We start from the raw sequence: 12135 nt of genomic DNA on the forward strand, positions 1-12135 counted from the left end.
ACGTCGTCCCCGACCTGCCATTCGTTCAGATAGGCAAGTCCGGCTCCGTCGCGGGCAGCCCGGAGCATCAGGTCGCTATCATCGAGCATGAGCTTGCCCGGAACGTCGAGCGTGAAGCTCTCGCCTCGCCGCTCGAACTCCCAGCGATAGATGGTCCCGCTCGCCATTCGGGCACGGATGCACATGTGGTCTTCGAGATCTGCCGGGACCTGCGGCTTTCCATGGCGGCGGAAGTAACCGGACGACCCAACTATGGCCGGTCGGATGCTGTCGCCAATCGGGACGACCACCATGTCCGGAGGAACGGCCTCTCGGATCCTGATGCCGGCGTCAAAGCCCTTGGCGTTGACGTCGACCAGCGCCCCTTCCGTGACGATCTCCACCGACATCTGCGGGTTCCGCCGCATGTAGTCCAAGATCAGCGGAGTGAGGATCATCCGGGTCGCGCCCACCGACGTGTTAATGCGCAAGGTTCCCGTAGCTTCTGCCCGGTGCTCGTCAACGTGTTCTACGGCACTGCGGATTGCCTCCAGCGCCGGACCGACGCTCGCCACGAACTGCTCCCCCGCGGCTGACAGCACCACGCTCCGGGTCGACCGGTTGAACAATCTGACGCCCATGCGCGTCTCCAGCGCAGCGATCTGCTGGCTGAGCGAGGACGACGACATCCCTAGCTCGCGAGCCGCGGCCCGGAACCCGCCCTGGGATGAGACAGCGAGAACCGCTTCGAGTTCTGCGAGCGAGCCACGCATCATTGTCCGTAATCTCCTATCAGCCTGAGCGCTTTTCACCAGCTTATCAGGACAGTCTCGAAATGCCAGATATGACTGGACAGCTAAAAGGAGTTTGAGATGCGCAACATCGACAAGATTTATATCAACGGAAGCTTCGTCACACCGAGGGGATCGGAGACTGCTGACCTCCATAATCCATCCACGGAGGAGAAAATCGGCACGGTAAGCCTTGGCGGCATCGAAGATGCGCGTGAGGCTGTCGCCGCCGCGAAACGCGCCTTCCCCGCGTTCTCGCGAACAACAAAAGCCGAGCGTATCGAGATGCTTAAGGGTTTGAACGCAGCCGTCGCCGCGCGCGTCTCCGATCTGACAGAAGCAATGGCGCTTGAATACGGCGCTCCGCAAACCTTCACACGGTTCGCCATCCCGCATGCTGCTTCAAGCTTCCTGACGATGGCGGATGTCCTCAAGGACTATGATTTCGAGCGACAGATGGGCCGCGCCCGCGTCGTCATGCAGCCCTCCGGCGTCGCCGCTGCCATCACCCCGTGGAACAGCAATATCGGCTTCATCACCTCGAAGCTCGCAACCGCCATCGCCGCCGGCACGACCATCGTCATCAAGCCCAGCGAGATGAGCGCTATACAGACGCAGATCCTCACCGAGTGCCTTCATGAAGCGGGTTTGCCAAAGGGCGTGTTCAATATCGTCAACGGGCTCGGCAATGTCGTCGGCGCGGAACTCAGCCGGCATCCGGACATCGCGAAGGTCATCTTCACCGGGTCCACAGCGGTCGGCAGAGAAATCCTGCGAAGTGGTGCCGACACCTTCAAGCGCGTGACGCTGGAGCTTGGCGGCAAGGGTCCGAACATCATCCTCGACGATGCCGATCTGAACGCGACTATTCCCGCCGTACTGCGGATGGGGTTCATCAACAGCGGCCAGGCCTGCATCGCCGGCACCCGCATCCTGGCTCCCGCCCATCGGCTCGACGACGTTTTGGCCAGGCTGAAGCAGGAGATCGAAACATTCAAAGTCGGCGCGCCAGACGATCCGGACGCGATGATTGGGCCGATGGTCAGCCGTAAGCAGTACGATCGGGTCCAGTCCTATATCGAGCTGGGAACGCAGGAGGGTGCAAGCCTCCTGACGGGCGGGCTCGGCCGGCCGGCCGGACTGGATCGCGGCTGGTTCACGAGGCCGACCATATTCATTAATGTCGACAACCAGATGCGCATCGCGCGCGAGGAGATATTCGGGCCGGTGCTGTCGGTTATCGCCTACAGCGACGACGCCGAAGCTGTGTCGATCGCCAACGACACTCCCTACGGACTTCAGGCCTATCTGCATGGCACCGACGCCTCCCGGATGCAGGCGCTTGCGGATCGGCTCGACAGCGGACGCGTCGTTGTCAACGGTGCACCCCATGAACCGCTCGCTCCATTCGGCGGGTTCAAGCAGTCGGGCATCGGCCGCGAGTACGGCGTGTTCGGCCTCGAAGCGTTCCTGGAGCCGAAGGCCGTCATCGCCGGATGAGCTGAGATTGAGCAGGCCGCGTCACGGGTTCTGAATTCGGACGATGATCTTTCCGACGGCCGTGCCGCTCTCCTGAAACTGGTGTGCCTCTACAAGCTCGTCGAGGGCATATGTCTTCGCGATCCGCGGAGCATATGCCCCAGACGCGGCACAGGCTGAAATCTCCTCAGTTGCCTGACGCATCGCTTCTTGCGGCATGGAGTAGACGTAGACGAAACGGAACGAGAAGCCACCCAGCAGCGCCGGGAAAAGGGGATCGTCAGCATGGCCTGCGGCGTTTCCGTCGAATAGGCCGTGACGACGCCGTCGCGCGCCAGACAGGCGACTGCCACGTCAATGTTGGCGGAGATGTCCACATCGACAATTCGATCGACCCCGTGGCCACCGGTCGCCGATCGCACGGTTTGAGCGACATCCTCCTCGTGCCTGTTGACAACTAAGTCAGCCCCCGCCGCGCGCGCGACCTCAGCCTGCTCCTCGCGGCTCACCGTCGCCGCCACCCACGCTCCCGCCCATTTCGCAAGCAGGATTGCCGCATTGCCCACGGCGCCAGCTCCCCCCTGCACGAGAACCCGCTTGCCGCGCAGGTCCCCATCGGCGAACAGACACCGATGTGCCGTCATTGCCGGGACACCAAGGGACGCCCCGCTTTCGAAGGATACGTTGTCGGCCAACCTTACGGCCTGCGCGGAGGGCACGACGACAAATTCCGCCGCAGTGCCGAACGCACGACCCCATTGGCCCATGTAAATCCAGACCCGCTCGCCGATGCGCGTCTCAGGCACACCGGAACCCACCGCATCGATGACGCCCGCTCCGTCCTGATGCGGCACGATCCGCGGAAACGGCATCGCCTTGCCGCCAAATCCGGTTCGCGTCTTGATGTCGGAAGGATTGATGCCGGAGGCGACCACCCTCACCCGGACGTCTCCCGCGCCAGGCAGAGGATCGGGTATGTCTCCGACCGTCAGCACATCCCGCGCAGTCCCCTGTCGATCGTAAAAAGCAGCTCGCATCGTGCACCTCTAAAATAGTTGCCCCCAACTAGGAGCGACGCATACGAACTTGCAAGTAGGCAACAGTTCTGCCTATAGGGATAAAAAGTGCACTATTGGAGAACATGATGACCGTCGGCCCGAAATGCCCCGTCGAAACCACAGTCGACGTCACCGGCGGCAAGTGGAAGCCGATGATCATCTACCGCCTCCTCGACGGTCCGCATCGGTTCGGAGAGTTGCGCCGCCTGGTCGGCGATGCGAGCCAGCGTTCGCTGACGATGCAGCTCCGCGAACTCGAAGCCGACGGCATCGTCCACCGCGAAGTCTTCGCCGAAGTCCCTCCGCGCGTGGAGTATTCGCTCACGCCTTTTGGGCAGACGCTCGCGCCCGTGCTGATCGCCATGCGCGACTGGGGCGTGGCCTTCCAGAAGCGGCGTTCACAGTCCGAGGCTTCTTTGCGTTAAGTAGCGCGAGCGTTCGCGGAAAACCTCTCGACAAAGAAGTCGATCAGAACCCTGACTTTCCGGGACACGTGCGATCCTGGCGACCGCACGATGTAGACGCCGACTTCCGGCAGGCTATAGTCCGACATGATTGGCACAAGGGTTCCGGCTTCCAGGTAGCTCTGCGCGATGACGACAGGTAGTGCCGCGACGCCGAGCCCTGCTGCCGTGCCTTCGGCGATACCCGCAGCGCTGTTCGCCTTGAACCGTCCTTGGCCGTTGACGACAACTGCCTTGGTGCCGTCCGAGACCTTCCAGCTTTCGGTCCCCTGCAGGATGGCCTGGTGTTCGAGAAGATCTGACGGCTTCTTCGGAACGCCGTGGACCCGCAGATATTCCGGGTTTGCAAAAAGGGCTGCCGCAAAGGCGCCGATCTTGCGCGCCGTGAGGTTCGAATCCTGCAAGTAGCCAACACGGATCCCGCAGTCGAAGCCTTCAGCGACGAGGTCCACGTATCGGTCGCTATAATGCGCGTGAAGCTGCAGTAGTTGATGGCGGCGGGCGAGCTCGGCCAGTGCCGGCGCGAAATGACCGGGACCGAACGACGAAGGAACTGCCACGCGCAGCCGTCCGCGCAGCTCTCCGGTTGGCAGCATCTCTTCGCGGGCCACGTCCATCTCCAGGCACATGCGGGCGGCGTGCTCCCGGAAGGAAGCGCCCGCTTCTGTCAGGGACGCGCCTCTGGTTGTGCGCGCCAAAAGCTGGACGCCGAGCTCGCTTTCGAGGCGGACCAGCCGCCGGCTGACGATCGACTTCGGAAGCCCGAGACGTCGCGCGGCGACCGTGATCCCGCCGCCGTCCGCCACCTCCACGAAGGTCTGCATGTCCTCGAAGCTGATCATCTTGGCGTTCCATTTTTCGTTCTACAGAGTGGTCAACCATAGAGCTACTGTACCGTCGATCGCAACGCTAAATTCCAGTCATCGAGCGGATCACAACGAACTTCACCAACAGCCGCCGACATGAAAAAGGAACACGACAATGCATAAGGACGTATTCACCCCCGAGAACTCCGCCATGCTGCTGATCGACCATCAGATCGGGACGATGGCCTGGACACACTCGCACGACATCAATCTGGTCAAGCAGAACGCGCTGAAGCTCGCCCGTATCGCCAAGGCTGCAAACATCCCTGCGATCCTGACCTCCAGCATGGAAGACCAGATCCAGGGGCCACTGCTGCCGGAGCTGGAAGCCATCCTGCCGGAAGCGTTCGAGGCCCGCGTCAAGCGTCCCGGCATCGTCAACGCCATGCACCATGACGGCTTCAACCAGGCCGTCAAGGCGACCGGCCGCAAGAAGCTGTTCGTCGCCGGCGTGACAACGGAAATCTGCGTGACCTTCCCGGTTCTGCAGATGCTCGACGAAGGCTACGAGGTTCAGGTCTCCGCCGACGCCTCCGCTTCCTACACCAAGTACGGCGACGACATCGCACTGCGCCGCATGGAGAAGGCCGGCGCGATCATCACCACCGTCGACCAGATCATCTCCGAACTCGCCGTCGACTGGACGAGTCCGCTCGGTCAGAAGCTGGTCGGCATCCTGAACTACCATTGAGCGCGCAAAAGGCGCGTTCGGCGCGGGCGGCAGAGCCCGCGCCCGGATCGAAGGAAGGCAATCATGACCATCACCAAGATTCATGCAGGCCGGATGCGCGGCGATTTCAGGCAGGGCTTCGGGGTCGAGATACTCTATCCCGGATTGACGCTGACCTCGGACGATAGCGGGATCGGCCCCATAGGGAGAATTGACCGCGCGCAGGTTCAGCCCGGTCATCTGATCGGTATGCACCCTCACAAGGACGACGAGATCCTGACCTATATCCGCGGCGGCGAGATGCTTCACCGCGATACGGTCGGAAACGAGAAGACGCTCGACAAAACGCACTTCATGATGATGAACGCCGGCCATACTTTCCAGCATGAAGAGCTGATGCTCGGGAACAGTCCGGTTCGAGCGCTGCAGATCTTCCTGCGACCCAACGCTCCTGATCTTGAGCCGATGGTGCAGTTTCATGATTTCGTTGGCGAGAGCAGTGACAACGACTGGCGATTGATTGCCGGGCCACAGGAGGCGCCGCTGAAAGTGCGATCCGACGTCCGCGTGTTTGATGCCCGCATTACGAAGGGCACTCGGCTAAGCTTGCCTGTCGCAACCGGTTCTCAGACGGAGTTTCTGCTCTATGTCTTCGACGGGGCGATAGATTTCGGCGAGGTCACGATCGCAAGTGGCGAAAGCGCGTTTGCGCGTTGGGTTGATGACAAGCCCACAGCCAGGACCGATTCCGATGTCGTCCTGTTCGCGTTCGACCTTGAGGCCGAGGTATTTCGTGGCGGTATGTTCAGCGGGAACCAGAAACGCATCGGTTGAACGGCAGATGCACATTTATGGATGGCGGAGTGGAGAGATCATCGTTCTGCTCCTCCTCGCCTTGAAGGGATATGAACCGCCGGCCCTTGCATTGTTTTGCTTTGGTTGCGCACCAAGTAGCTGATAAGGCAACGATCTGCGGAAAATCTCCCACACACAAATCTTGCATTTCTGCTCGAAGACAACTAATCGATGAGGGAAACTGGTCAATAACATTGAAATCGCTAGCCGTTTCGGGGGAGACGCTGGGCAACAACTCCAAAACGCAGCTCAAAATTGCAACGGCTGAGCCGATCCCGAGCCCGACGCCTTGGCCAAACGCCAACGCGCGCCTTCTTGGGCTGGGCGTTGGCCTACCAGTTAAACCGCTCGATCGGCTTGCCCAGTTCAGTCCTCTCGAGTTCGAACGCTTCACTCTCGAATGGGCGACGGACTATCTTTCGAGTATTGAGGATGTCGTGGAAGTTCAGCAGCGTGGGGGTGCCGGTGACAAGGGTCGCGACGTAATCGTCTGGCTCGATTCCTCTGATATCAGCCCCCGGCGCTGGCGTCTTTATCAGTGTAAGCACTACGCCTCCCGTCTCGGCACGGCGACTGCTTCGAGCGAAATTGGCAAGGTTCTGTACTACACCTTCATCGGTGACTACAGTCCGCCGGAACAATATTGGTTCGTCACACATCTAGGTGTCGTCGGAACGCTGCAAGACCTCCTCGATGAACCTTCCAAGCTGAAGGCGCACATCCTGGCGAACTGGTCAGATCATTGTGCAGACAAAATAATGAAGGAAAGCGTTCCGCTGACAGCGGAACTAACCAAGCATATCCAAGCCTTTGATTTCAGCATCTTCAAGGCCAAGCAGCCGCTTGACCTCATCAACGAGCACGCGAAAACCCGCTATCACCTCCCAGTCTTTGGATTGCCGCTGGTAGATCGGCCGAAACCTCCAGCCCCTCCGTCAACGGTTAGCCCCGGTGAAATGGGATATGTGTCCCAGCTGTTCGACGTGATCGGTGAGAACCTAGGCATTTCGGTGGGGCAAGCGACGGACTTTGCGCACAGCGACCCCCATCGACGGCTTTTCGAGAGATCCCGTATCACCTTCTACTGCGCAGAGAACCTCAAGGAGCTCGCTCGCGACCAAATGGCAGACGCCGGATTTTTCGAAACCCTGGTCGATGAATTCCATGATGGACTTTACCATGTGCATACGGACGATGCCGGAACCGGTCTCAAAAACCTAAAGGCGACAATTCAAGCAGCTCAAAGCCTTCAACTTGGGGGACATGCTCTTTCCCAGCACGTCGTTGCAAACGATCGCGAGGGGATCTGCCACCACATGGCGAATGATGATCGCGTCCGGTGGTGTAAAACATGAGTTCTGACCTTCGCCGCAAATCTCGGCCATTCAACTCGCCACTCGAGTGCGGGTTGCGGATGCTCTTCATTCTCACTGCTCAAGCCGAGCGGTTCGCGGACCTGCAAAGGCTTGTGAACTACGATTATTTACTAGTGCACTCTGGAGATGTCTCCGACGGGCCTAAAAGCCTCCACCCGGATGTGCCGTTCCGCGGGAATGAGTTGCTGGTTAAGCGTGACCTTGTGCACGCCGGGTTGAATACAATGTTCTCGAGGGAGCTGATAGAAAAATCCTTTACGATCATGGGCATCATGTATCGCGCCAATGAGCTGACTTTCGCGTTTACAAAGCTCCTTCGCTCATCCTACGCAGACGACTTGCGTTCACGTTCGCAGTGGCTCGTGGAGCGTTTTGGTGACATGCCGGATCACGAGCTCGAAACATTCATGAGCGCTAATGTTGGTAAGTGGGGAGCTGAGTTCGAGCGCTTCACCGCAGCGCGAGATTTGGAACCGTAAACATGCAACTGCGCAAGATACGCCTGTCTGGGCCAGATGTACCCAAAGCCGAAATCGAGTTCAATGCGGGCGCAAATGTTCTTGCCGGTCAGTCGGACACAGGCAAGAGCTACCTTCTCCATTGCCTGGACTACATCCTCGGAGCTGATGAGCTAAGGAAGCGCATACCAGAAGCTGAACCATATTCACAACTCCACGTCGAATTTCAGGAGCCCCTTGGCGATTACCTCACACTAGAGCGCAACCTGTCAGGAGGCGAACTCGCTGTCCACAGATGCAGGATGGATGAAATCGTCGATGATGGCGAGAGGGTCATCCGGAGCAGATCTGGAAGCAGTCAGGCCAAAGATCTGACATCGGTATTGCTTCCATTTGCCGAAATGGCTGGCGAAGCGAGGCTTCGGAAGAACGATCGCGGAGAAACGCAGCGCCTGACCGTCAGGACCCTTTTGCCAATTTTTCTCGTCAACGAAATCGCAATGATCGATGAGAAATCGCCTGTCGTCGGCGATGGAACCTTTGATGCCACCGCTCGCAAACGCATGTTCGCTTACCTGTTGTCCGGCAAGGATGACACGGGGATCATTGCAGCCGAACGCCGCGATATCATCCGTGCGCGCGATCAAGCAAAGCTTGGGCTGATCGCGGACCTGCTGGAACCTCTTCAACGCAAGGTCAAGTCCTTCTCGGATGACCCTAGCGATACGATCGAGAAGGTCGAAAATGCGATCGGATCGATAACGGCCGAGCTAAATGCGACCAGCGAAACCCGCACCGCAGTGCTGCGTAACCTTAAGACAGAAATAGCGGAACTGCAGCGCGCTGAGACACAGATCATTGCAATAAGCGAAGTACTCGATCGGTACAAACTCCTGTCGGCGCGATACAAGTCTGACCTGGGGCGGCTCGACTTTATCGCTGAGGGCGCACACTACTTCGATGGCCTTCAAGAAGTACACTGCCCGCTATGCGACCAGCCAATGAGCCGAGACCATTCGCACGTCGCACAGGAAAGAAGTGCAGATGTTTATGCGGGTGCAAGAGCAGAAGCCGCCAAGATCAAGGCACTGAATACGGACCTTTCCCAAGCGATCACAACCCTCGAGGAACGGCTCGCTGACTGGCGCGAAGGCGAGGCTACATCGCAAAAGAACATCAAGGACTTCCGGGAGCGCCTGGATCGTCAGCTGGCGCCGGCGCTTTCAGACTTGAACGCCCAGCTCGAGAAACTGATACGCCGGCGCGTTGAACTCGAAGGCGCGCGAAACGACAAAGACCAACTCGAAAATCTCCAATTGATGAAGGCTGAGATCGAAAGAACGAGCACTGGCAAGACCGGCACGTCGAAGTGGGAGCCGCTGCCATCAGTCGCATTGCGAAACCTTTGCAAAAGCATCGAAACCGTTTTGATCGAATGGCAATGGAGTGCCGAACCTCGAGTTGAGTTTGATCAAGCGGATTTCGATATCGTTGTCGACGGTCAGTCGCGTCAGTCGCACGGCAAGGGTGTCCGCTCAATCCTTCATTCAGCCTTCGTGATCGGGCTTCTACGCTATAGCTCCCAATACGAGAAGCCTCACCTGGGTTTCGTCGTGCTCGATTCGCCCTTGACCAGCTATCGCAAATCTCCGTCTGTCAACAACGGAGACGGGCCGATCCCGCCAAGGATCGAAGTGGGATTTTGGAAGGCATTGGCAGAAGTCAGTTCGATGGTTCAGGTCATCGTGATCGAAAACAAGGAGCCGCCCAAAGAGGTGGCTGACGCGATTTCGTACACATGGTTCGCCGGCGACGACGCCAAACCCGGTGAGCGCAAGGCGTTTATTCCCTCATAGCGGGAAGGCTCGATCGCGTAATCCGAACCGTTTTTGAAGGTGGCTGTCGGAACGCTTTACACATTTCAGCTTAGCTCAGCCCGGATCAGCTAAAGAGCTGGCGGTGCCCGTGAGAGATCAAATCCATAGGCCAGACACATCTCGTAACCTCGCCGAGCGGCTACTGCATCGACCTCCCATAGCCTCTTGAAGGCCCGCACACATGCTGCATGCGGGACGTGCGGACCGTTCAGCTGTTCAATGGCCGCAAGTTTTTCAGCGCTCGCGGTTCCGCGATCGCGCTCTTCCAGCAGCATTCCGATCGAACCGATCATCTGCGCTCGGTCACGATGAAGCGTGTCTCGCTTGTTCAGTCCAAAGAAATCGATAATGATGCGACCGCGCAGATTGAGAGGCCCCTCGCGGTGTGTTGGCACGGCAGTCGTTAGCGTGAACGTTATTAGCTCCTCCGGATCGAGATCACCTTCTCCGAGGGGATAACATAAGAATGCTTGCTCCTGATCAACAGCATCGGTCTCGCTCAAAGCGCGTACCGCGGCTATAGGAAACCAGTTGAGCTTGAAGATGGAGTTGCACACTTTACAGGAGGCCGCGTAATTCCGCAGCTCGTAAGCAAGCCAATAATAGCCGTTCGCGGACGCTGTCCCAATATTCGTGTAGATTAAGTCGGAGTGACGCGTCGGATCTGGCCAGATATCCACATTGGATTTCGGGCGAAAATGCTCGAGGTCCCAGGTTACGGGGCCATAGGCGCCACCCTCCAGCCGCTGCTCGCAGAAAACACATTTATCGTGCTGCAGCCGCATGTAGACGGGCTTTACCGTGCTCCAGATCGATGATGCCTCTTCGTAGGCCTTCTGCGCTATGAATTTCGCAGTCCGTTTCCTAGCCTTATTCAACCAGTTTGCGTCGAGCTCGGCGACAGCCTCTTCGACCGCAGCGATGTCAAATTGATGGCGTATCATAAGGTTCTTATCCGGCGGACCGAGATGGCGACGTAACTCGCTTCAAGAATTCCAGCGCAGCCCCGGAATCGCCATCTGCGACACGTTTGAACAAGCTCTGTGATTCCTGTTCAAACGATTCCGGCCGCGTTGTCGTCAGACCGAAATAGGAAGATAGCAACATTTGTTCGACGCTTTGGCCAAATGCGTGCTCGGCGATCTGGCTAATCGTTGCAGTTCCATTCTCAGCGCGATCGGTGATGAAGATGTTCTCGCGCTTTACGCTCGTGGCGACAAGAGGACTGTGTGAGGTGAATACGAACTGAAGGCGTGGGAACGTTTTCGACAAAAGCTGTACGACCTGACGCTGCCAAGAAGGATGAAGATGAAGGTCGATCTCGTCCACAAGGACGATTCCGTTAATCGAGTTTAGCGGTTCATCCTGCGACGCAACGTCGGCAAGATGGCCAATCAGATCACCTACCCAGCCAATGAAGGCCTTGTAGCCGTCGGAGAGCGAATTGAACGGCGTCGGTGCGCCCTCGAAATCAAACAGATACTGTTCGTCCTCGGGTAGGAAAGCGCCCGAAAACGCGATGTCATTGGGCAAAACTTCGTTAAGCAGGCTCACTGCTTCAGCAAACCGCCGACTGCCTGGCTTTAGGCGGCTCAGCCACGTCGTCAGCGGTCTGAGCGCCACGTGATCCTCGAACAGGCCGGCAATACGCTGATAACGCAGACCGCGCGAGCGGCGGGCACTGCTCTCTGAATAATCTCCGGTTTCAACCCTGCGTGTGGCACCGTAACCGACCACGAAAAAAGCAGGCGAGAAATCATCCTCAAGCAGGGGCGTCACTGGAGAGTCCGGCGTATATTCGAGATATATTCGATCGAGATTGCCGCGGGCTGGCGGATCAAGCCGCGCTAGGAGCTCAATCCGGTTCTTTAGACCCAGAGCTCCTTCGTGAGAATCGGCCTTACCAATCACCTTCAAGAGGCAGTGTGAAACTTCGGGCATTCCCGGTACCTGACGGCGGACGAGACGGTATGGCACAAAACCCGACCGCTGCAGCGCTGGTGCCAGTACCGCGATTGCGAGAGCCCGAAGAACGGACGACTTTCCACCTCCATTGTCTCCGAGGATGAGGTTCACGTTCGAGATCACGGAAGAGCCTGCCGTCTTACGGCCCGGGTATTGAAGATCGAGCTTCGCTCTCTGGAAGCATTTGAAATCATAAATCGTCAGAGACTTGGCGTACACTCTGGATCCTCGGATGGTTCATCGACAGAATTATCATTAATTCGTTGTGCGGTATACTCATTAACGCGGTGGCAGGCG

Annotated in this window: 12 protein-coding genes and 1 pseudogene; 7 read left to right on the forward strand and 6 right to left on the reverse strand. The window is 58.3% G+C overall.

All coding sequences use genetic code 11. The features are described 5' to 3' along the window. A partial coding sequence (locus FS804_RS23845) for a LysR family transcriptional regulator (RefSeq protein ID WP_144579255.1) occupies positions 1 to 755 on the reverse strand: 755 nt, incomplete at its 3' end. A gap of 96 nt (positions 756 to 851) precedes the next feature. Here FS804_RS23845 and FS804_RS23850 point away from each other — a divergent pair. Then, a complete protein-coding gene (locus FS804_RS23850) occupies positions 852 to 2270 on the forward strand; it encodes an aldehyde dehydrogenase family protein (protein WP_144579256.1) in 1419 nt (472 codons plus the stop codon). A 21-nt stretch (positions 2271 to 2291) separates the two neighbouring features. Here the strand turns inward: FS804_RS23850 and FS804_RS25295 are convergent, their stop codons facing one another. Next, entirely contained in the window at positions 2292 to 2468 is a 177-nt protein-coding gene (locus tag FS804_RS25295) for a zinc-binding dehydrogenase (protein ID WP_371417905.1), read from the reverse strand. Positions 2469 to 2533: 65 nt separating this feature from the next. Then, a pseudogene (locus FS804_RS23855) lies at positions 2534 to 3286 on the reverse strand (NADPH:quinone reductase); the annotation flags it as partial. A 107-nt stretch (positions 3287 to 3393) separates the two neighbouring features. Here FS804_RS23855 and FS804_RS23860 point away from each other — a divergent pair. Next, positions 3394 to 3732, forward strand: a complete 339-nt coding sequence (locus FS804_RS23860; protein WP_144579257.1) for a helix-turn-helix domain-containing protein — start codon at positions 3394 to 3396, stop codon at positions 3730 to 3732. Here FS804_RS23860 and FS804_RS23865 read toward each other — a convergent pair. Beyond that, positions 3729 to 4613, reverse strand: a complete 885-nt coding sequence (locus tag FS804_RS23865) for a LysR family transcriptional regulator (protein WP_144579258.1) — start codon at positions 4611 to 4613, stop codon at positions 3729 to 3731. The two genes, FS804_RS23860 and FS804_RS23865, sit on opposite strands and share 4 nt — an antisense overlap. Positions 4614 to 4752: 139 nt before the next feature. On the opposite strand from FS804_RS23865, the gene FS804_RS23870 reads away from it, so the two are divergent. From FS804_RS23870 to FS804_RS23890, 5 genes are all read left to right on the forward strand, one after another. After that, complete coding sequence (locus tag FS804_RS23870; protein ID WP_144579259.1) at positions 4753 to 5328, forward strand: isochorismatase family protein; 576 nt, start codon at positions 4753 to 4755, stop codon at positions 5326 to 5328. 63 nt (positions 5329 to 5391) lie between these two features. Further along, a complete protein-coding gene (locus FS804_RS23875) occupies positions 5392 to 6141 on the forward strand; it encodes a pirin family protein (protein ID WP_144579260.1) in 750 nt (249 codons plus the stop codon). A gap of 215 nt (positions 6142 to 6356) precedes the next feature. Beyond that, positions 6357 to 7517: an ABC-three component system protein gene (locus FS804_RS23880; RefSeq protein WP_246665948.1), complete on the forward strand. Its 1161-nt coding sequence runs from the start codon at positions 6357 to 6359 to the stop codon at positions 7515 to 7517. Further along, positions 7514 to 8017 (forward strand): ABC-three component system middle component 2, encoded by a 504-nt coding sequence (locus tag FS804_RS23885; protein ID WP_186376978.1) that lies wholly within the window; start codon positions 7514 to 7516, stop codon positions 8015 to 8017. The genes FS804_RS23880 and FS804_RS23885 overlap by 4 nt, the downstream gene beginning before the upstream one ends. Before the next feature lie 2 nt (positions 8018 to 8019). Continuing rightward, entirely contained in the window at positions 8020 to 9852 is a 1833-nt protein-coding gene (locus tag FS804_RS23890; protein ID WP_144579261.1) for a hypothetical protein, read from the forward strand. Between the two features lie 89 nt (positions 9853 to 9941). On the opposite strand, the gene FS804_RS23895 is transcribed toward FS804_RS23890, so the two are convergent. Both FS804_RS23895 and FS804_RS23900 read right to left on the reverse strand, forming a co-directional pair. Further along, positions 9942 to 10817 carry a hypothetical protein gene (locus FS804_RS23895; protein WP_144579262.1) on the reverse strand — a complete coding sequence of 292 codons (876 nt, stop codon included), beginning with the start codon at positions 10815 to 10817 and terminating at the stop codon, positions 9942 to 9944. Between the two features lie 7 nt (positions 10818 to 10824). Then, positions 10825 to 12057: an AAA family ATPase gene (locus FS804_RS23900; RefSeq protein WP_144579263.1), complete on the reverse strand. Its 1233-nt coding sequence runs from the start codon at positions 12055 to 12057 to the stop codon at positions 10825 to 10827. Between the last annotated feature and the right edge of the window lie 78 nt (positions 12058 to 12135).

The organism is Agrobacterium sp. DE0009 (genome assembly GCF_007680755.1).
GTDB lineage: Bacteria > Pseudomonadota > Alphaproteobacteria > Rhizobiales > Rhizobiaceae > Agrobacterium > Agrobacterium tumefaciens_B.

What these genes read in the sequence shown, in the direction of transcription:
- FS804_RS23850 (WP_144579256.1), top strand. Translation starts at nt 852, where the DNA reads ATGCGCAACATCGACAAGATTTATATCAACGGAAGCTTCGTCACACCG.
- FS804_RS25295 (WP_371417905.1), bottom strand. Translation starts at nt 2,468, where the DNA reads ATGCCGCAAGAAGCGATGCGTCAGGCAACTGAGGAGATTTCAGCCTGT.
- FS804_RS23860 (WP_144579257.1), top strand. Translation starts at nt 3,394, where the DNA reads ATGACCGTCGGCCCGAAATGCCCCGTCGAAACCACAGTCGACGTCACC.
- FS804_RS23865 (WP_144579258.1), bottom strand. Translation starts at nt 4,613, where the DNA reads ATGATCAGCTTCGAGGACATGCAGACCTTCGTGGAGGTGGCGGACGGC.
- FS804_RS23870 (WP_144579259.1), top strand. Translation starts at nt 4,753, where the DNA reads ATGCATAAGGACGTATTCACCCCCGAGAACTCCGCCATGCTGCTGATC.
- FS804_RS23875 (WP_144579260.1), top strand. Translation starts at nt 5,392, where the DNA reads ATGACCATCACCAAGATTCATGCAGGCCGGATGCGCGGCGATTTCAGG.
- FS804_RS23885 (WP_186376978.1), top strand. Translation starts at nt 7,514, where the DNA reads ATGAGTTCTGACCTTCGCCGCAAATCTCGGCCATTCAACTCGCCACTC.
- FS804_RS23890 (WP_144579261.1), top strand. Translation starts at nt 8,020, where the DNA reads ATGCAACTGCGCAAGATACGCCTGTCTGGGCCAGATGTACCCAAAGCC.
- FS804_RS23895 (WP_144579262.1), bottom strand. Translation starts at nt 10,817, where the DNA reads ATGATACGCCATCAATTTGACATCGCTGCGGTCGAAGAGGCTGTCGCC.